Source organism: Pleomorphomonas sp. JP5 (assembly GCF_023721815.1).
In the GTDB taxonomy this organism is placed as follows: domain Bacteria; phylum Pseudomonadota; class Alphaproteobacteria; order Rhizobiales; family Pleomorphomonadaceae; genus Pleomorphomonas.
The window spans coordinates 363,043-380,188 of the sequence record NZ_JAMDLI010000007.1 but is presented as its reverse complement, the minus strand read 5'-3'; the positions used below and the strand labels follow the sequence as shown (position 1 = coordinate 380,188).

The following is a 17,146-nucleotide window of genomic DNA, read 5'->3' as shown; positions in this document are numbered from 1 at the left end:
AAGTCGTTTTGCCGCTCAGATGAACAGGCTGGACACCGACTGCTCGGCGGCGGTGCGCGAGATGGCCTCGCCGATCAGCGGGGCGATGGAGATCCAGCGCAGCTTGGGGCTGTTCTCGAAATCCTCGGTCGGCTGGATGGAGTTGGTGAACACCATTTCCTTCAGCTTCGAGGCGGTGATGCGGGCAATGGCGCCACCGGTCAGAACGCCATGGGTGGCGTAGGCGGTGACCGACTTGGCGCCCTGGGCGAGCAGCGCCTCGGCGGCGTTGCACAGCGTGCCGCCGGAATCGACGATGTCGTCGACGAGAATGCAGTCGCGGCCGTCGACGGCGCCGATGATGTTCATCACCTCCGATTCGCCGGGCCGTTCGCGACGCTTGTCGACGATGGCGAGCGGGGCGTCGATGCGCTTGGCCAGCGCGCGGGCGCGGACCACGCCGCCGACGTCGGGCGACACGATCACCACGTTGTCGGTAGCGTAGCGTTCCTTGATGTCGCGCACGAAGACCGGCGCGGCGAACAGGTTGTCGGTGGGAATGTCGAAGAAGCCCTGGATCTGGCCGGCGTGCAGGTCGAGGGTGAGGACGCGGTCGACACCGGCGTTGGTGATCAGGTTGGCGACCAGCTTGGCCGAGATCGGCGTGCGGCCCTGAGAGCGGCGATCCTGCCGGGCGTAGCCGAAGTAGGGCAGCACGGCGGTGATGCGCTTGGCCGAGGAACGACGGAGCGCGTCGGTGATGATCAACAGCTCCATCAGGTTGTCGTTGGCGGGGTAGCTGGTGGACTGAAGAACGAAGACGTCCTCGCCGCGCACGTTCTCGAGGATCTCTACGAAAATCTCCTGGTCGGCGAAGCGGCGGACGGAGGTCTTGGTCAGCGGTTTCTCCAGATAATCGGAGACCTGATCGGCCAGCTTCGGGTTGGAGTTTCCAGCGACAAGTTTCATGAACGTCGACCTCGCGAAAAGACCACGCCGCCCTCACGGGGGCGGCGACCGGCTGGCTGGCTCAGATTTGCGGGCCTTTTAGCAGCGCGGCGGGGACGCGTAAACACGCGATCTCGCGAATGCTGCCATGCTCCCAGCGTTTTGCGCCGACTTATTAATAAGTCAGAGCGTGCCGGCCAATGGGTTCGTTTCGGCGGTGCCCGCCCGGACGGTGGAGGCACCAGTCACGGACGGGCGCGGCAGACGGTTGATCCAGGCGTAGACGTCCTCGACGGTGCGGGCGGCCACGGTGTCGAGCGCGGTTCCGTCGACGCTGTTCCACGGGTCGTTGTCGGAAGCGCTGGTGATCTCGACGCCGGAAAAACGCAGCACGCGGGCGCCTCTCTGGTCGATGATGTCCCAGACATAGGTGACGTTGGTGCCGACGTCGCCACCGACGGCCGACAGATATCCCCAGACGTGATAGGTGGCCGACGGATCGGTGCGGCGGACGAGGTGCAGGTTGCGGGCCTGGGCGTGCTTGGCGATCGCCCGGGCCAGTTCGTCCTGCTTGTTGGTCGGAACGCCCTTGATCTGGTCGAATGAGAAGGTTGCCATGGCCGCCGGGACGGCGGGCGCGGCCGGCTGGGTCGCCTCGGGCGGCGCCGGCACGGTCGGCCCTGCAACGGCGGCGGCCTTCGGCCGGGCGGGGGCGGTCGACTGGCAGGCGGCGAGGACGGAGGCGAGTGCGATTGCCAGGGCTACGCCCGGCAGCCGGAGCGATCCGGTACGCTTCGTTCCGCTCTGAAAACCCATCCATCAGCCTCCCGGCAAATCACAGCCGTGTGCCGTTAGAGCATTTTTCGGCTCGTCTGGAAACCGTTTTTGCGTTGTCTAGCCCTTGGTTGGAAGGACAGGGCCATCACGGCCCCTCGAGCGCGATGGCGGCCAGGTGGCGGCCGTAGTCGGCCTCGCCCTTCAGCGTCATGCGGCGGTAGGAAAAGAAGCGCGCCTCGTCGCCATAGGTGCAAAGGGCAAGGTTGGTGGCGCGGATGCCGGCCCGCTCCAGGCGGAAGATGATGTAGCCGGGCAGGTCGAACATGGCGTGTCCCGCGCGCTTCGACGGGGAGAACCAAAGGTCGATCGCCTCGCCGGCCTCGCGAAACCGGGCGACGAACTCCGGCCCCACCTCGTAGGCGGCCGCGGAGATCGTCGGGCCGAGGCTGGCCATGATGTCGCCGCGCCGGCTGCCGAGCCTGACCATGGCATTGATGGTCGCTTCGAGAACGCCGGTGAAGGCGCCCTTCCAGCCGGCGTGGGCGGCGCCGACGACTCGTGCCTCGGCATCGGCGAACAGCACCGGGCCGCAGTCGGCGTGGCTGGTTCCGAGCGCGATGCCGGGAACGCGGGTGACGAGGGCGTCGGCTTCGGGATTGTCTTTGACGGCCCAGGGATCGGTCACCACGACGACGTCGGGCGAATGCACCTGGTAAAGCGTGACCAGCTTGTTGCGCGGAACGCCGATGGCGTCGGCGATGCGGCCTCGGTTCTCGGTGACGTTGGCGTGGGCGTCCTTGGAGCCGTAGCCGGTGTTGAGGCTGGCGTAGAGCCCGCCCGACACGCCGCCCTCACGGGTGAACCAGCCGTGGCGGATGCCGGGGAGGGCCGAAAGGACGGGCGAACGGACGATCATCGGTGTGTTCCGGAGGAGGGCGTTTGGAGCGGCTTATCTTCCTCAAATGACGATGCAATCGCGACCATTTTCGGGCGGGCTTTGGGAAAGAGAGTGAAGTTTCCCTAAACTTCTCCACGGGAGGCAGTGTGGATCAGGGGTGCGCGGCGATTCACGCTCCGGCCAGCCTCCGCACATCCCGCGCAATGGCGGATAGCGTTTCGAGCGAGCCCTGATAATCCTGCAAGGCGAAACGATCCCAGATCGCGTCGACGCGGCGCGGCAGATCGGCCGGCGTGACGGGCAGGGCGCCGGCCAGCCGCAAGGCGCCTTTCTCGTTCATGACGTAGACGCCGTTGATCGCGGCGATCACCTGCGCCGCGCAGGCCAGCGCCCGAAAGATCGAGCCTGCAATGTAGCTTCTGTCGTTGCGCGAGATGGCCTTGGCGGCGTTGCCGGCGGCAAAGTCGATCTCCCAGGAGAACCGCTCGATCAACGCTCGCCGGAGCGCCGGCGGATAGGGCACGAGGCTTTGCTTGAGGCGGGCAATGGTGGCGTTCGGGTCGGCGAGCGGCAGGCAGTGGTGGATCTCGGCGAGCCAGATCGAGGAAACGAAACAATGTGGGTGGCCGGGCTGGTAGTCGACCGACAGGATACCTTGCCCTGCCTCATCGATGACGGCGGCGACGCGGTCGGCGTCGCGGTAGAGCAGATCCACCGCCTGCCCCCCGATCCTCAGCCAGCCGCCGCCCACGATCCACCGTCCCCACTCGCCGATTTCGGTAATGGTGGCCTCATCGGGCGCATCGAGGTGGGGCGCGACGGCCTCACGTAGATCGCGCACGTCGAACGGCGCGTCGGCGCGGAAGTAGAGCCCGATGTCGTAGTCCGACTCGGCCGTGGCATCTCCACGGGCGCGCGATCCGCCCAGCACTACGGCGTCGATGCCCGGAACCGCGGAGAGCGCGGGCACGAGGAGTTCGATCAAGGGGTCGATCATCGGGCGGCTCCCTTCGCCATGAGGCGGCGCCCGGCCGCGCGGTCCGTCAGAATCCCGGCAGGGCCAGCGGCGGGTGGGTTACCGCCATGGCCTTGAACAGCGTGCCCATTTCGTCCGGGCCGGCGAGGCGCTCCACGGCGGCGACGATGTTCGCCTGTTCCTCGGCATTTCGGCCGGCGCCGAGCGCGCCCGCCCGTTCGGTGAGGCCCATGGCGAGAAGGAAGTCGCCCTGCGTGGTCGGTCCCAGAACCGACGCGCCCTCGGCTGTGGCAGCGGCGGCCAGACGGTCGAAATCGACGTGGGCGGTGAGGTCGCACTCGCCGGGTTCGCGCAGCGGATCGGCGTAATGGTGGGCGCGCACGGCTTGCAGCGTCTCGCCGAAGCCGCTCTTCACGTGACCGTAGTCGAAGATCAGCGCCGCGCCGCCGTGCTGCGCGAGGCGATGGGCCAGCGTGCCGACGATGGCCTCGGCCGGGCGGTTGATCTCGGCCACGGCGCCGAGCGGCGCCTCGGCGGCGCCGGCCGGCAGCAGCGCCGGATCGGGCGCGGCGGCGCCGAGGCCGAAGGCGAGGTTGCCGTTGTCGTCGAGGCCGACGACGCGCTCGCGCCAGCCGCGCTCGCTCCGGACGAACTGGCGGATCGGCAGGGCGTCGAAGAACTCGTTGGCGACGACGATCAGCGGCCCGTCCGGCAGGTCGTCGATGCGGTCGTGCCAGATGGGACTGGCGAGGCCCGTGAGGCCGGCGGCCTGTCGGCGGCGAAGCTCGGGACTGATCTCGACCAGATGGACCTCGGCGGCGCGGATGAAGCCGGGATCGACGCGGCCGGCCCGGAGCAGATCGGCCATCAGCGTACCGCGTCCGGGGCCGAGTTCGACCAGCGACAGGCGCGGCGGCCGGCCGAGCGCCTCGTAGGCGGCGACGCACCAGATGCCGATCAGCTCGCCGAACATCTGGCTGATCTCGGGCGCGGTGATGAAGTCGCCCTCGAGGCCGATGGCGGTGCGCGTGGTGTAGTAGCCGTGGTCCGGATCGGACAGGACGATGCTCATGTAGTCGGCGACGGAGATCGGGCCGACGGCGGCGATCAGCTTGCAGATCTTCTCTTCGAGCACCGTCATGACGATGGCTCCGGCCGTCGTGTCCGGCCGCCGAGCGCCAGAACGATCAGGACAACGGCGGCGACGGCGGTGACGATCGACAGGAGCATGCCCATTGTCAGGAAGTTGTCGAACAGGAAGCCGACTTGCGGGTCGGGCTCGCGCACGGTCTCGACCAGGGTGCGGGCGGCGGCATAGATCAGCCCGAAGATGCCGACCGTAAGGCCGGGCTTCTTCAGAATGCCGGCCTTCCAGATGAGCGGCGTCAGCACGGCGAAGATCAGGAGGCCTTCGAGGCCGGCTTCGTAGAGCTGACTGGGGTGGCGCGGCAGGCCGTCGGAGTTGGGGAAGATGAAGGCCCAGGGCACGTCGGTGACGCGGCCGTAGAGCTCGCCGTTGACGAAATTGGCGAGGCGACCGAGGAACAGGCCGACCGGCACGGCGGCGGCCGACAGGTCGAACACAGTCAGGACGTTGAGGCCACGCCGGCGGGCGAACAGATACTGGGCGACGGCGGTGCCGATGAAGCCGCCGTGTACCGACATGCCGCCGTGCCAGATCTGCAGGATCTCGATCGGGTTCCGGCTGTAGGCCTCGAAGTTGTAGAACAGGATGTAGCCGATGCGGCCGCCCAGCACGACGCCGAGCGTCATCCACACAAGGAGGTCGTCGATGTCGGTGGCCTTCGGACGCTTGAGGCCATCCCACAGCCGCTCGGTGTCGACCATGCGGATGATGTACCACCATCCGAAGATCAGCCCGGTCACGTAGGCGAGCCCGTACCAGCGGATGGAGACCGGGCCGAACTCGAGGAGAACGGGGCTGATCGGCGGGAAGGGCAGGGCGAGAAGTGGCATCGTGGTCCTTCTGTCGGATGTCGGCGCGGAACCCCCGAGGGTGACATCTCTCGCGAGCGAGGATTGATGGGCGTTTCCCGCCTCGTCAAGCCTGATCGAGGCTTAACTTTGGCAATCGCCCATCCGGTTCCGCCTTTGCGCCCAAATAAGGAGGTTGTCGGCCATGCGAGACTTCTCCGGGGCTTCACCCATCTTCCGCTTGAAGCGGAGGCGGCGAGGGGCCAAATAGAGGATCTGGCCCGCCATTCGGAGACGACTGCCATGACGACCGGCCCGCAGGGACGTATCTACGACGAATTCGCCAAGCTGATGAACGACGCCGCCGGCCTCGCTCAGTCGGCCGGGCGCGAAGTTTCCTCGGCCTTCCGTGCCCAGGGCGAGAAGTTCGCTTCCGAACTCGATCTCGTGCGCCGCGAAGACCTGGAAACGGTGCAGGACATCGCCACGCGCGCGCTGGCCGAGGTGGAGCGGCTGACTGCCCGCGTCGCCGAGCTGGAGAAGCGGCTTTCCCACAACGAGGCGGAGGCTGCCGCCGTCGTCGAGGGGCCGGAGAGCCCCGAAGGCGCGTGAGGGCTTCCGTTTTCATGCCCTTCCGGCTTATCCTGTCGTCAACGTGAGATTCGTGCGCTCCTGTATTTCGGATCGGCGCATGTCGGGTTGCTGCATTCCGGGGCGGTTTCGGCCGCTTCGGTGTTGTCGGTAGGCGTTTTGCGGCCACCGGCTAAAAGGTGTCGGCGTCGGCGTTCCCGCCCCGGTGCGGAGCAACGAAGGTCGACATCGGTATCGGCACACGCTGTTCCGCAGCGGCAACCCTGGAGGTCAAGATGACCCTCATCGACGTGCATCCCGAGCGAACCGCCAATCCCGTGGACGAGATCGAGCTCCTCGCCGCGCAGAACGACTGGACGTTCGAGCGCTCCGACGAGGACGAGATCGCCATCTCCATCGCTGGCGACGACACGGATTACAACGTCGCCGTCACCTGGCTCTCCGAGATCGAGGCGCTGCATGTCGCCTGCGCCTTCGATATCAAGGTGCCTGCCGCCCGCCGGAACGAGGTGACCAAGCTGCTGGCGCTGGTCAACGAGCAGCTCTGGATCGGCCATTTCGACATCTGGCAGGCCGAGGGCGTGGTCATGTACCGCAACACGCTGCTGCTCGCCGGCCAGGCGGACGTGACCAACGAACAGATGGAGGCGCTGATCGAAACGGCGGTCGACACCTGTGAACGGCACAGGCTCGCCTTCGATTTCGCGGTGCGCGGCGGCCGCAACGCCAAGGACGCGCTCGCCCTGGCGCTGATGGAAACGGTCGGCGAGGCCTGAACCTTTTCACTTTGAAGTTCGCGGGGTCCCGGCAGGTTCTGCCGGGACCTTGCTTTTTGATGGTGCTACCGCCATCGGCTGACGCAGCGGTCGCTGATATGATAGAGAGCCGCCCTTCGCGAATCCCCAGAGCATCGCGCGGAAAAGTGGAAACCGGTTTTCCGCGGAAGCGATGCGATACCAAGAAGAGAGAGCGGTGGGCGTTCCCCTGAGCGCACATCGTTCCTGAGTCCATGACAGACGATCCCGAACTCACCGCCGATATCGACGCCGACGACGCCCCGACCGCCGAGCCGCCCGAACTCGAGGACGCGGTGGAGGAAGAGGGCGGCGAGATCGACCTGTCGACGGCCGAGACGCGGCGCGGCGTCGAGGTGGTGCAGGCGATGGTGCGGCTGTTGCCCAACAGCCCGGGCGTCTATCGCATGCTGTCGGTCTCGGGCGACGTGCTCTACGTCGGCAAGGCCAAGAGCCTCAAGAAGCGGGTGACCAACTACACCCGGCTCGGCCAGTTGCCGACCCGCATCATCCGCATGGTGCAGGCGACGGCGGCGATGGAGTTCGTCGTCACCAAGACCGAGACGGAAGCGCTGCTCCTGGAAGCCAACCTGATCAAGCAGCTTCGGCCGCGCTTCAACGTGCTGCTGCGCGACGACAAGAGCTTCCCCTATATCCTGATCACCGGCGACCACGTGGCGCCGCAGCTCGTCAAGCATCGCGGCGCCCGCTCGCGCAAGGGCAGCTTCTTCGGCCCCTTCGCCTCGGCGTCGGCGGTGACGGCGACCATCAACGCCATGCAGAAGGCCTTCCTGATCCGCACCTGCTCGGACGGCGAATTCGAGACTCGGACGCGGCCCTGCATGCTCTACCAGATCAAGCGTTGTTCGGCGCCCTGCACCGGCGAGATCGACGCCGTGGGCTATGCCCGGCTCGTGGGCGAGGCCAAGGATTTCCTCTCCGGCAAGAGCCGGCAGATCAAGGAACATCTTGCCGTCGAGATGAACGCTGCCGCCGAGGCGCTGGACTTCGAGCGAGCCGCCGTCTGTCGCGATCGCCTCGCCGCGCTATCCCATGTGCAGAGCCGGCAGGGAATCAACCCGCAGGGTATCGAGGAGGCCGACGTGTTCGCCGTCCATCAGGAGGGCGGGCAGACCTGCGTCGAGGTGTTCTTCTTCCGCACCGGCCAGAACTGGGGCAACCACGCCTTTTTCCCCAAGGCCGGCGGCGCCGAAGCCGGCGAGGCGCTGTCCTCGTTCATCGCCCAGTTCTACGACGACAAGCCATGTCCGTCGCTCATCCTGGTCAGCCACGCCTTCGAAGACATGGCGCTGATGACCGAGGCGCTCACAGAGAAGGCCGGGCGGCGCGTCGAAGTGCTCCGTCCGCAGCGCGGCGAGAAGAAAGAGGTGGTCGAGCAGGCGGTGCAGAACGCCCGCGAGGCGCTGGCCCGCCGCATGGCCGATACCTCGAGCCAGCTGAAGCTCCTGGAGGGCGTTGGCCGGGTGTTCGGCCTTGCCGAGACACCTAAGCGCATCGAGGTCTACGACAACGCCCATATCATGGGCTCCAACCCGGTGGGCGGCATGATCGTCGCCGGCCCCGGCGGCTTCGTGAAGAACCAGTATCGCAAGTTCAACATCCGCTCGACCGACATCACGCCGGGCGACGATTTCGGCATGATGCGCGAGGTGATGGAGCGGCGCTTTTCCCGCCTCGTCAAGGAGCACGGCAGCCGCGCCGAGGCGCCGCGCGACGAGGACGGTTTCGGCCCTTGGCCGGACCTGGTGCTGATCGACGGCGGCGCCGGCCAGTTGTCGGCGGTGAAATCGATCATCGATGAACTCGGCATCACCGACATTCCGCTGGTGGGCGTCGCCAAGGGGCCGGACCGCGACGCCGGCCGCGAGCGCTTCTTCGTGCCGGGCCGGCCGGACTTCATGCTGCCGACCCGCGACCCCATCCTCTACTTCATCCAGCGCATGCGCGACGAGGCGCACCGCTTCGCCAACGGCAGCCATGCCGTCAGGCGGTCCAAGCAGATTTCCGAGGGCGGATTGCAGGAGATCCCCGGCGTCGGCCCGACGCGCAAGCGGGCGCTGCTCAACCACTTCGGCACGCTGAAGGAGATCGAGCGGGCGGCGCTCACCGATCTCGAAAAGGTGCCGGGCATTTCCGCCGCGACCGCCAAGGCCATCCACGACTATTTCCGTAAGGGATGAGGACCATAGGCACCGCCGGCTATCGTCAGCGCAAGAATCCGGGCACAAGCAAACTGGCTGTCTTTGAACCGTCGGCAGGGCGACCCGGCGATGCCTGGAGTTTCCGATGATGCGTCTGAAGGCTTTTGGTTTCGCTCTGCCCCTTATGCTGGTGATCGCTGGCTGCGCTTCCGTTCCCCTGAAGCAGGCTGGCACGCTGTCGTCCTACGACAGGCTTGGCGAGCCGAAGGGAAGCCTGTCGAAGGCACGGGTCTATGTCGACGGTAACGGCCTCGCCCCGTTGCAAAAGGCCCGGATCGTGCCAACGGTTTTTGCCTTTGGCGCGTTGCCTCGGATTGCGGACCCGGCGGATCGGACCCTGGTGACCAACGCCATCGATCGTGCTCTGTGTGTTGCCCTCAGCGACAGATACCAGATGGTGCCGACCGCCCAGCGGGCCGATCTCACTGTGCGGGCCGTTGTCACTGATATCGTGCCGACCGACAAGGCGATGGCGGGTGTTTCGGCCGTGGTGTCGCTCGGAAGCGGCTTTGTTCTGCCCGTGGGCATTCCGCGTCTTCCGATCGGATTGGGTGGGCTTGCGGTCGAAGCGGAAGCGGTTGACGGCGCCGGGGTGCAGCGCGCCGCAATCGTGTGGGCGCGCGGCGCCAACTCCATCCAGGACGATCCGCTGGTGTCCGAGGTCGGGGACGCCTATGGCATGGCCGCCAGTTTCAGCAACGAGTTTGCGCGGTTGCTGGTGCTCGGCAAGGAACCACCAGACCTGGACCTTGCGCTACCGTCGGGACAGCGGCTGAAATCATGGTTCGGCGGCAATCCGAAATATCCGGCCTGCGACGCATTCGGTCGCGCTCCTGGGCTTGCGGGCGTCGTTGCCGGCAAGTTCGGCGCCCCGCCTGAGTGGACGGACAAAGGTTCGGCACCTGCCGCCCAGCAATGACGGGGTCGGCGGGAGCGCGGAAGCGCTCCAGGATCATGCTTGGTAAGCCTCGTCCTTTCGAGCCTCGTATCGCTCCGATCGGATGATGCTCTACAGAAGGCTCGCAGCCACGTTGATCGCCAGGGCCAGGATGGCGGTGTTGAAGAAGAAGGCCAACACCGAGTGAGCCAGAGCCACGCGGCGGATGCGCGGCGAGGCGATGGCGACGTCGGCCGTCTGGGCGGCGACGCCGATGGTGAAGGCGAAATAGGCGAAGTCCCAATAGCCGGGTTCCTCGATGCGGTCGGGGAAGATCAGGCCCGGCTTTTCCTTGAGATACCCCTCCCTGAGATAGAAGTCGTGGGCGTAGTGCAGGGCCATGATGGTGTGGACGAACAGCCAGCTCATCAGGATGGTGAGCGCGGCGATTCCCGCCCGCCAGAAGCGGAAGGGATCGCCGGCACCGGCCTGCAAGAGCTCGGCGCCGATGGCGACGAGGCTCGACAGCGTCGCCGCCATCGACAGGAGGATGATCGTCCATTCGCCCTCGTCGTGCTGGGCGGCGCGGCGGCGCAGTTCATGGACGTCGGAGCCGATCATCATGTGCCAGGTGGTGGCAAGATAAAGGGCGACGCCGGCGTCCCAGCCGATCAGAAGGCGGCTTTGCACTGTGATGCTGGTCGGAAGCAGCAGGCCGGCGATGCCGCCGAGCGCGGCGGCGGCGATGAGGCGCGGCCGGATGCTGAGGGCGTGAAGGCCCCGGCGCAGAAGGGAACGACGGATCTTGCGGCCTTCCTCGACGGGCATGCTGGCTCTCCCGGCTACGAGCGGTCGGCTCAGCTATAGCAGGTCCGTCGGGTGGGAGCGCAGATTTGCGAGGCTGTCCGACGTTGCCGGGGTCAGGGCGCGGCCGTCCGCGTCTGGCTGATCAGAAGGTCGCGCGTCTCGGCCCGCTCGGCGATGGCGACGCCGGTGAGGTCGGCCAGCCAGGCACCGTCCGCCGCGAGACGGACGGCGGCCAGCGCCAACGTGCCGTCGGTGTCCCGGTGCCGATCCTGGCGGGCCTGAATCCACTCCGACCACAGGCGCCTCGGTTGCGGGTCGGTCAGCATCGAGATCGACAACGCCGCCCAGATGGCGCCGTCGGCTTCCGGCGCCATGTCGAAGACCGAGGCGACATAGGCGCGGGTGAAGGCGCCGAACGGTTCGGGATCGGCGGCGATCCGGGCGTCGAGATCGCGATCCAGCGCGTCGAGCAGATCGGCGAAGACCGCGTCGATCAGCGCCTGCTTGCTCGGAAAATGGTGCAGCAGGCCCCCCTTGGTGACGCCCGCCGCTTCGGCGACCGCCTGTACCGTCACGGCGGCGAGTCCGTGCTCGACGGCCAGTTTGGCCGCGTGGTCCAGCAGCGCGCGCTGGACGAGCTCGGGCTGCTTCTTGCGCCGATAGCCGGTTTCGGGGTGGTCCGCGTCCATCTCAGTGGACCGCGCTGTGCGACATGGTGTTGAGGACGACGGCCCCGAGCACGATCAGGCCCATGCCGACCATTGCCCAGGTGTCGAGGGCCTGGCGGAAGACGAGGACGCCGACGGCGGCGGTCAGCACGATGCCGACGCCGCTCCAGATCGCATAGGCAATGGCGAGCGGAATCGCCTTCAGCGCCTGCGACAGGAAGAAGAAGGCGGCGGCGAAGCAGATGGCCATACCGATCGTGGGCAGCGTTTTGGAGAACTGCTCGCTCTTTTGAAGCAGGGACGAGCCCGTTACTTCCGAGACGATGGCAAGCGCGAGATAGCCGTAGGCGGCCAGTGGTGGATTCATGATGGCTCCTGAAAACGGTCCGAAAGATACCGAATGGTCGGTTTCTTTTCAAGCGCCATCGCGGCCTTCGTTCAAGTGGGCTCGCGCAGGTGATGGCTTCACGCCACGGTGATCGCCGAACTCTCGACCGGCGCGTTTCTTCCGCGTTCCGACCCTTGCCCTCGGGAAAGCATCGTGCAATGTCATTGGCGGATCAACAGATGTCGGCGCCATGAAATTCGTTTGGTCCCTGCCCAATATTCTCACCTACCTCCGCATCGTCGCCGTTCCGGCGGTGGTCGCCGCCTTCTACCTGGAAGGCGATACGGGGCGCTGGCTGGCCTTCGGCCTGTTCGCGGCCGCGTCGATCACCGACTATTTCGACGGCTATCTGGCCCGGCTGTGGAAGCAGCAGTCGACGCTCGGGCGCATGCTCGATCCGATCGCCGACAAGCTTCTGGTGTCGGTCTGCCTGTTGGTGCTCACCTATCACGGCACCATCGGCGGCTTCTCGCTGTGGGCGGCGGTGATCATCCTGATGCGCGAGATCTTCGTCTCGGGACTCCGGGAGTTTCTCGCCGATCTCAAGGTCAGCGTGCCCGTCACGCGCCTTGCCAAGTGGAAGACGACGCTGCAGCTGATCGCCATCGGCATCCTGTTGCTGGGACCGACCGGCGACAAGCTGGTGACCGGCATCACCGAGCTCGGCATCGCCATGCTTTGGACAGCGGCTCTCGTCACGCTCTACACGGGCTACGACTACTTCCGCAGCGGCGTGGTCTACCTGATGGAGGAGAGCCATGAGCCGTGAGCCAGTGCTGATCCGCTATTTCGCCTGGGTGCGCGAGCGCATCGGCCTGTCCGAGGAGCGACTGGCGCTGCCGGAAACGGTGAAGACGGCCGGCGATCTGGTCCGCTGGCTGTCGGAGCGCGGCGAAGCCTATGCCTTTGCCTTCGAGGCGCCCGAGACCATTCGCGTCGCCGTCGACCAGTTGCATATCGAGCAGGATGAGCCGTTGGGCAATGCCCGCGAGATCGCCCTGTTCCCGCCCATGACCGGCGGTTGACGCCATGAACGCCGCGACCCCGCGCATCACCGTCCGCGTCGGGCCCGACGACTTCGACGTCGGCGCCGAGATCGACGCCTTGCAGGCCGGAGACCCCGCCGTCGGCGCGGTGACCAGTTTCGTCGGCTATTGCCGGGACGAGGGCGGCCGTCTCTCTGCGTTGGAGCTGGAATACTATCCCGGCATGGCCGAGGCGGAGATCGGCCGCGTGGTGAGCGAGGCCGTCGCCCGCTGGCCGCTTCTCGCCGTCACCGTCATCCATCGCGGCGGCCGCATCAAGCCGGGCGAGCGCATCGTGCTGGTCGTCGTGTCGTCAAGCCACCGCGACGCGGCCTTTGCCGCCTGCGACTACGTGATGGATTTCCTCAAGACCCGCGCCCCCTTCTGGAAGAAGGAGCATCCGGCCGACCGCAGCGAGGGCGGCTGGGTGGAAGCCAAGGCCCACGACGACGCGCGGGCCGAGCGGTGGGGCGACAAGGGTTAGGAGCTTGCCTCGTCAGGCTTTGCCGCAGCGGCCGATTTCGGCACGTAGCGGACTCCATCCAGGTCCTTGAAGTGTGCATCGCAAGTCAGGAGGTCGGCCTCGAATAGCTGCGCTGTCGCGTATACGATGGCGTCGGCCGTTGCCAGCTTGTGTCGCAGCCCGATCTCGGCGGCTGCCAGAGCAATGTCGGTGTCAAGCGGAACGACGATGCACTTCTGGCTGAAGGCGGCCACGTCTTCGGCCAGGCTCTCTCCTGCGGTGCGCAGAAGAAATTTCGCCATTTCGAGCTGCACGATGGTCGGAACCAGCCACTCATGGCGGGGCGGGAGCTCGGCGGCAATGAGTTGCCCTGTCGTGGAGCCACTCATGTACTCGAGCCATGCGGATGTGTCGACGACGCGCATCAGTAACGGTCGTTACGGTCGCGGTAATCCTGAACGTCCACGCCGGCCAGCGTACCGGCGAGATCTTCGACCTTCGGCACGGGAACGAGAAGGACGCCGGAGCCCTTGGGGATAAATGCGAACTCTTGGCCCGGCTTCCACTTCCGTGCGTTTCGGACGCCCTTCGGGATGGAAATCTGGAACTTTGATGAGAGAGTGGCGGTGTCGGACATTGGCAGCATCCGCGATCGATCGACTATCGGTAAGACAGTATCACCGATAGCCCTGTTCCTGTAGGTGCCAAGGCCCACGACGACGCGCGGGCCGAGCGGTGGGGCGACAAGGGTTAGGAGCTTGCCCTGATCAGCTTGGCCGGGTCGCCGAACTTGCCGTCGCGATAATCGGCATAGGCCTGCCGGATCTCGTCCTCGCTGTTCATCACGAAGGGGCCATGCGCCACCAACGGCGCATCGATCGGCGTGGCATGGCCGAACAGCAGCACGGCGTCGTCGGCCGCAGCGACGATGAAGGTGTCGTCATCGTCGGTCAGTTCCACGAGATGGTACTTGTCGACCTGCGTGCCGGCGATGTCGACCCGGCCGGCGACGACGTAGAGGAAGACGTGCCGCCCCTTTTCGGCCTGAAGGGCGGCCTTGGCGCCGGCCTTCAGCTCCACCCAGGACATGAAGACGTCCGTCAGCGACTTGATCGGGCCGGTCGCCCCGCCGAACTCGCCGGAGACCAGGTTGAGCGTGCCGTTGCCGGCGGCGATCGACAGGGCGGGAATGTCGGCCCGCTGCACGCCGGTATAGCGCGGCTCGGTCATCTTCAGCGACGGGGGCAGGTTGACCCAGAGCTGCAGGATTTCCATCGGCCCGCCTTCGCGCTTGAAGGCCTCCGGCGACAGCTCGGCGTGGACGAGGCCCGAGCCGGCCGTCATCCACTGCACGCCGCCGGCCTCGATGATGCTCTCGTGGCCGCCGGTGTCGAGATGGGAGAGACTCCCCTCGAGGATGAAGGTCACCGTTTCGAAGCCGCGGTGGGGGTGCGGGCCGAAGGGCAGGCCGCGATTGCCGGGCGGATAGGTCTGCGGACCGTGGTGGTTGAGGAACAGGAAGGGATCCACCTGCTCGACGTCCGGTCCCGGCAGCGGCCGGCGGGTGACGAGATCGGCGATGTCGTCGCGATAGGCAGGGTGGACGGCGAGAACGCTACGCATGAGGGGCCCTTCCGGCTGGCTACGCAGTTCCGCCTAATATAGGCCACAATCCAAATCCGGCAACTCGCCGTTTCCACGCGTCAACCGGCAAGGCGACACGCGGCGCCGGCTTGTCCGGGCGAGAGGATGGGCGGGAGGCTTTGGTGGAGAAAGGTCTCGGCACGGGGCGCCAAGACAGCTATGAGGCTTGTGCGGTGCTCCGCGGAAGGCGGATTGACCGGCGCGGGCCGGAAGGAGAGGGCGATATGCAAGACGTGATGCGGTCCGGCTCGAAGAAGATCGCCCTGAGACTCCTGCCGCTGCTTTGTCTCGGCTACGTGGTCGCCTATCTCGACCGCATCAACGTCAGCTTTGCCGCCCTTCAGCTCAACGAGGATCTCAGCCTGTCGCCGGCCGCCTATGGTCTCGGCGCGGGGCTGTTCTTTGCCGGCTATGTGCTGTTCGAGGTGCCGAGCAACCTCATTCTGCGGCGCGTCGGGGCGAAGGTGTGGATCTCGCGGATCATGATCAGCTGGGGCCTGATCTCCGCGCTGACGGCCTTCGTTCACAACGAGACCACGTTCTATCTCTGCCGCTTTCTGCTGGGCATCGCGGAAGCGGGCTTCCTGCCGGGCGTCATTCTCTACCTCAATCAGTGGCTCTTGCCGCAGGACCGCGCCCGGGCGCTGTCCGTGCTCGCCTCCTCGACGGCGGTGGCGGGGCTGGTGGGCAGCCCGTTGTCGATGTGGCTGCTCGGCATGGACGGCCTTTGGGGCTTGCGCGGCTGGCAATGGCTGTTCGTTCTCGAGGGCATACCGGCGGTCCTCCTCGGCGTGGCCATTCTCCTGGCCTTGCCGAACAGGCCGACGGTGGCGAAATGGCTGACGGATGCGGAGAAGTCCGCTCTGCAAGGCGCGCTGGACAGGGAAGCGGGATATCTGGAGCTTCACCACTTCAATCGGCTCGGGCCGAGCCTGTTCTCGACAGTCGCCCTTCTGGGGCTCGTCTATTTCTGCATGGTGCTGGGCATGTATGGCGTGGCCTTCTGGATGCCGCAGATCCTGAAGGACATCCTCGGCGGCGCGGATCTGTCGCTGCTCGGCTGGTATAACGCCATCCCCTTCCTGGCGGCCGTTGTCGGCATGCTGGCGATCGGCTGGAGCTCCGACCGCCTCGGCGAGCGAAAGCTGCATGTGATCGGCTCGCTCATCCTGGCCGCCGCCGGCTGCGTTCTCGCCGGCAAGGCAACCGGGCTCCTCGGAAGTATCGCCGCGTTGTCGCTGGCGTTGATCGGGCTTTGGTCGGTGATCGGGCCCTTCTGGGCGTTCGCCACTGCGCGCATGGGCGGTCTGGCGGCGGCCGTCGGCGTGGCGCTGATCAACTCGATCGGTAACACCGGCGGCTTTTTCGGGCCGTATGTCATGGGATGGCTGAAGAGCGCGACCGCCGACTATCGGGTCGGGCTCTACGTGCTGGCGCTCGTCCTTGTCCTCGGCGTGGTCTCGATGGCTCTGGTGCGCGGCGGCAAGCCGGCTTTGACTGCCGTCAAAGCCTGATAGGGGCCCATTCGTCAGCCTGCCCCCACCGGTCGAGGACGCTGGCGATGCGCTGTTCAAAACGCGTCACCCGCTCGGCTGTCGGCTTCTCGGCCGAGTGCAGCGACAGCATGTTGAAGCGGACGCCACGAGCGCAGGCGCCGAGGATGGCGATACGGAGGATGCGCCGCACCGGCTGCCACAGCACCAGCGTGTCGATCCACCAGGGCGAGCCGAGCGTGGTGATCGCCAGCACGCGGGCAAGCTTGAGGTGCGGCTTGATGGGACCGAAGTTGCTGGCGTGATCGAAGGCGATCCCAGGCGACCAGACGCGGTCGAACCACCCCTTCAGGATGGCCGGAAAGCCGTACCACCAGGTGGGAAACACCAGCACGAGCGCTTCCGCCCCCGTCAACCGTGCCGCTTCGCCTGCGACCGCCGACGCATCGAAGCTGCCGGCGTAGTAGCTCCGGCGTTCGTCCTCGCTCAGTGCGGCGCCGAAGCCGTTACCGTAGAGATCCTCGACCGTCACGTCATGACCGGCCGCCTCGAGCCGCTCGATGGTGAAACGAGCCAGCGACCGGCAGAGGCTGTCCGGCAGGGGGTGGGCGACGACGACAAGGCATTTCATGGGGAAGACTCTGAACGCAGAAGGACTGCG

The 17,146-nt window shown here is 66.4% G+C and carries 21 protein-coding genes; 8 read left to right on the top strand and 13 right to left on the bottom strand.

Annotated elements, in window-relative coordinates; translation table 11 throughout:
- Positions 1-15: 15 nt before the first annotated feature.
- The 6 genes from M4J40_RS08840 to lgt all read right to left on the bottom strand — a co-directional run bounded on the left by M4J40_RS08840 (position 16) and on the right by lgt (position 5,555).
- Positions 16-948, bottom strand: coding sequence for a ribose-phosphate pyrophosphokinase (locus tag M4J40_RS08840; protein WP_251753728.1), 933 nt, complete (start codon positions 946-948; stop codon positions 16-18).
- Positions 949-1,110: 162 nt separating this feature from the next.
- Positions 1,111-1,743, bottom strand: coding sequence for a hypothetical protein (locus M4J40_RS08835; protein WP_251753727.1), 633 nt, complete (start codon positions 1,741-1,743; stop codon positions 1,111-1,113).
- Positions 1,744-1,849: 106 nt separating this feature from the next.
- Positions 1,850-2,620: a peptidoglycan editing factor PgeF gene (pgeF, locus tag M4J40_RS08830; RefSeq protein ID WP_251753726.1), complete on the bottom strand. Its 771-nt coding sequence runs from the start codon at positions 2,618-2,620 to the stop codon at positions 1,850-1,852.
- Between the two features lie 151 nt (positions 2,621-2,771).
- Complete coding sequence (locus M4J40_RS08825) at positions 2,772-3,599, bottom strand: nucleotidyltransferase domain-containing protein (RefSeq protein ID WP_251753725.1); 828 nt, start codon at positions 3,597-3,599, stop codon at positions 2,772-2,774.
- A 46-nt stretch (positions 3,600-3,645) separates the two neighbouring features.
- Positions 3,646-4,719, bottom strand: a complete 1,074-nt coding sequence (locus tag M4J40_RS08820; RefSeq protein ID WP_251753724.1) for a class I SAM-dependent methyltransferase — start codon at positions 4,717-4,719, stop codon at positions 3,646-3,648.
- Positions 4,716-5,555, bottom strand: a complete 840-nt coding sequence (lgt, locus tag M4J40_RS08815) for a prolipoprotein diacylglyceryl transferase (protein WP_251753723.1) — start codon at positions 5,553-5,555, stop codon at positions 4,716-4,718. Before lgt ends, M4J40_RS08820 begins: the two co-directional genes overlap by 4 nt.
- A 261-nt stretch (positions 5,556-5,816) precedes the next feature.
- Between lgt and M4J40_RS08810 the strand changes: the two genes are divergently transcribed.
- The 4 genes from M4J40_RS08810 to M4J40_RS08795 all read left to right on the top strand — a co-directional run bounded on the left by M4J40_RS08810 (position 5,817) and on the right by M4J40_RS08795 (position 10,039).
- Complete coding sequence (locus M4J40_RS08810; protein WP_251753722.1) at positions 5,817-6,125, top strand: accessory factor UbiK family protein; 309 nt, start codon at positions 5,817-5,819, stop codon at positions 6,123-6,125.
- A 254-nt stretch (positions 6,126-6,379) separates the two neighbouring features.
- The gene (locus M4J40_RS08805) at positions 6,380-6,880 is read left to right on the top strand and encodes a YbjN domain-containing protein (protein WP_251753721.1); all 501 of its coding nucleotides are present in this window, start codon (positions 6,380-6,382) and stop codon (positions 6,878-6,880) included.
- A 233-nt stretch (positions 6,881-7,113) separates the two neighbouring features.
- Positions 7,114-9,099 (top strand): excinuclease ABC subunit UvrC, encoded by a 1,986-nt coding sequence (gene uvrC, locus M4J40_RS08800; RefSeq protein WP_251753720.1) that lies wholly within the window; start codon positions 7,114-7,116, stop codon positions 9,097-9,099.
- Positions 9,100-9,205: 106 nt separating this feature from the next.
- A complete protein-coding gene (locus M4J40_RS08795) occupies positions 9,206-10,039 on the top strand; it encodes a DUF3313 domain-containing protein (protein WP_405030731.1) in 834 nt (277 codons plus the stop codon).
- A 90-nt stretch (positions 10,040-10,129) separates the two neighbouring features.
- Here the strand turns inward: M4J40_RS08795 and M4J40_RS08790 are convergent, their stop codons facing one another.
- From M4J40_RS08790 to M4J40_RS08780, 3 genes are all read right to left on the bottom strand, one after another.
- A complete protein-coding gene (locus M4J40_RS08790; RefSeq protein ID WP_251753719.1) occupies positions 10,130-10,825 on the bottom strand; it encodes a DUF1345 domain-containing protein in 696 nt (231 codons plus the stop codon).
- A 92-nt stretch (positions 10,826-10,917) separates the two neighbouring features.
- Positions 10,918-11,493: a TetR/AcrR family transcriptional regulator gene (locus tag M4J40_RS08785; protein WP_251753718.1), complete on the bottom strand. Its 576-nt coding sequence runs from the start codon at positions 11,491-11,493 to the stop codon at positions 10,918-10,920.
- Position 11,494: 1 nt separating this feature from the next.
- Positions 11,495-11,839, bottom strand: a complete 345-nt coding sequence (locus M4J40_RS08780; RefSeq protein WP_251753717.1) for a multidrug efflux SMR transporter — start codon at positions 11,837-11,839, stop codon at positions 11,495-11,497.
- A gap of 211 nt (positions 11,840-12,050) precedes the next feature.
- On the opposite strand from M4J40_RS08780, the gene pgsA reads away from it, so the two are divergent.
- From pgsA to M4J40_RS08765, 3 genes are read left to right on the top strand one after another with little or no spacing between them, the layout of a single operon-like run.
- Complete coding sequence (gene pgsA, locus M4J40_RS08775) at positions 12,051-12,629, top strand: CDP-diacylglycerol--glycerol-3-phosphate 3-phosphatidyltransferase (protein WP_251753716.1); 579 nt, start codon at positions 12,051-12,053, stop codon at positions 12,627-12,629.
- Positions 12,630-12,633: 4 nt separating this feature from the next.
- Entirely contained in the window at positions 12,634-12,885 is a 252-nt protein-coding gene (gene moaD / locus M4J40_RS08770) for a molybdopterin converting factor subunit 1 (protein WP_251754248.1), read from the top strand.
- 4 nt (positions 12,886-12,889) lie between these two features.
- Positions 12,890-13,369 (top strand): molybdenum cofactor biosynthesis protein MoaE, encoded by a 480-nt coding sequence (locus M4J40_RS08765; RefSeq protein ID WP_251753715.1) that lies wholly within the window; start codon positions 12,890-12,892, stop codon positions 13,367-13,369.
- Here M4J40_RS08765 and M4J40_RS08760 read toward each other — a convergent pair.
- From M4J40_RS08760 to M4J40_RS08750, 3 genes are all read right to left on the bottom strand, one after another.
- Complete coding sequence (locus tag M4J40_RS08760; protein WP_251753714.1) at positions 13,366-13,773, bottom strand: type II toxin-antitoxin system VapC family toxin; 408 nt, start codon at positions 13,771-13,773, stop codon at positions 13,366-13,368. The two genes, M4J40_RS08765 and M4J40_RS08760, sit on opposite strands and share 4 nt — an antisense overlap.
- Entirely contained in the window at positions 13,773-13,985 is a 213-nt protein-coding gene (locus M4J40_RS08755) for an AbrB/MazE/SpoVT family DNA-binding domain-containing protein (protein ID WP_251753713.1), read from the bottom strand. Before M4J40_RS08755 ends, M4J40_RS08760 begins: the two co-directional genes overlap by 1 nt.
- 113 nt (positions 13,986-14,098) lie before the next feature.
- Entirely contained in the window at positions 14,099-14,971 is an 873-nt protein-coding gene (locus M4J40_RS08750) for a pirin family protein (RefSeq protein ID WP_251753712.1), read from the bottom strand.
- Positions 14,972-15,216: 245 nt separating this feature from the next.
- Here M4J40_RS08750 and M4J40_RS08745 point away from each other — a divergent pair, with 245 nt between their 5' ends.
- A complete protein-coding gene (locus M4J40_RS08745) occupies positions 15,217-16,506 on the top strand; it encodes an MFS transporter (protein ID WP_251753711.1) in 1,290 nt (429 codons plus the stop codon).
- On the opposite strand, the gene M4J40_RS08740 is transcribed toward M4J40_RS08745, so the two are convergent.
- The gene (locus tag M4J40_RS08740) at positions 16,496-17,116 is read right to left on the bottom strand and encodes an NAD(P)H-dependent oxidoreductase (RefSeq protein ID WP_251753710.1); all 621 of its coding nucleotides are present in this window, start codon (positions 17,114-17,116) and stop codon (positions 16,496-16,498) included. The two genes, M4J40_RS08745 and M4J40_RS08740, sit on opposite strands and share 11 nt — an antisense overlap.
- Positions 17,117-17,146 lie beyond the last annotated feature (30 nt).

What these genes read in the sequence shown, in the direction of transcription:
- M4J40_RS08840 (WP_251753728.1), bottom strand. Translation starts at nt 948, where the DNA reads ATGAAACTTGTCGCTGGAAACTCCAACCCGAAGCTGGCCGATCAGGTC.
- M4J40_RS08835 (WP_251753727.1), bottom strand. Translation starts at nt 1,743, where the DNA reads ATGGGTTTTCAGAGCGGAACGAAGCGTACCGGATCGCTCCGGCTGCCG.
- pgeF (WP_251753726.1), bottom strand. Translation starts at nt 2,620, where the DNA reads ATGATCGTCCGTTCGCCCGTCCTTTCGGCCCTCCCCGGCATCCGCCAC.
- M4J40_RS08825 (WP_251753725.1), bottom strand. Translation starts at nt 3,599, where the DNA reads ATGATCGACCCCTTGATCGAACTCCTCGTGCCCGCGCTCTCCGCGGTT.
- M4J40_RS08820 (WP_251753724.1), bottom strand. Translation starts at nt 4,719, where the DNA reads ATGACGGTGCTCGAAGAGAAGATCTGCAAGCTGATCGCCGCCGTCGGC.
- lgt (WP_251753723.1), bottom strand. Translation starts at nt 5,555, where the DNA reads ATGCCACTTCTCGCCCTGCCCTTCCCGCCGATCAGCCCCGTTCTCCTC.
- M4J40_RS08810 (WP_251753722.1), top strand. Translation starts at nt 5,817, where the DNA reads ATGACGACCGGCCCGCAGGGACGTATCTACGACGAATTCGCCAAGCTG.
- M4J40_RS08805 (WP_251753721.1), top strand. Translation starts at nt 6,380, where the DNA reads ATGACCCTCATCGACGTGCATCCCGAGCGAACCGCCAATCCCGTGGAC.
- uvrC (WP_251753720.1), top strand. Translation starts at nt 7,114, where the DNA reads ATGACAGACGATCCCGAACTCACCGCCGATATCGACGCCGACGACGCC.
- M4J40_RS08795 (WP_405030731.1), top strand. Translation starts at nt 9,206, where the DNA reads ATGATGCGTCTGAAGGCTTTTGGTTTCGCTCTGCCCCTTATGCTGGTG.
- M4J40_RS08790 (WP_251753719.1), bottom strand. Translation starts at nt 10,825, where the DNA reads ATGCCCGTCGAGGAAGGCCGCAAGATCCGTCGTTCCCTTCTGCGCCGG.
- M4J40_RS08785 (WP_251753718.1), bottom strand. Translation starts at nt 11,493, where the DNA reads ATGGACGCGGACCACCCCGAAACCGGCTATCGGCGCAAGAAGCAGCCC.
- M4J40_RS08780 (WP_251753717.1), bottom strand. Translation starts at nt 11,839, where the DNA reads ATGAATCCACCACTGGCCGCCTACGGCTATCTCGCGCTTGCCATCGTC.
- pgsA (WP_251753716.1), top strand. Translation starts at nt 12,051, where the DNA reads ATGAAATTCGTTTGGTCCCTGCCCAATATTCTCACCTACCTCCGCATC.
- M4J40_RS08765 (WP_251753715.1), top strand. Translation starts at nt 12,890, where the DNA reads ATGAACGCCGCGACCCCGCGCATCACCGTCCGCGTCGGGCCCGACGAC.
- M4J40_RS08760 (WP_251753714.1), bottom strand. Translation starts at nt 13,773, where the DNA reads ATGCGCGTCGTCGACACATCCGCATGGCTCGAGTACATGAGTGGCTCC.
- M4J40_RS08755 (WP_251753713.1), bottom strand. Translation starts at nt 13,985, where the DNA reads ATGTCCGACACCGCCACTCTCTCATCAAAGTTCCAGATTTCCATCCCG.
- M4J40_RS08750 (WP_251753712.1), bottom strand. Translation starts at nt 14,971, where the DNA reads ATGCGTAGCGTTCTCGCCGTCCACCCTGCCTATCGCGACGACATCGCC.
- M4J40_RS08745 (WP_251753711.1), top strand. Translation starts at nt 15,217, where the DNA reads ATGCAAGACGTGATGCGGTCCGGCTCGAAGAAGATCGCCCTGAGACTC.
- M4J40_RS08740 (WP_251753710.1), bottom strand. Translation starts at nt 17,116, where the DNA reads ATGAAATGCCTTGTCGTCGTCGCCCACCCCCTGCCGGACAGCCTCTGC.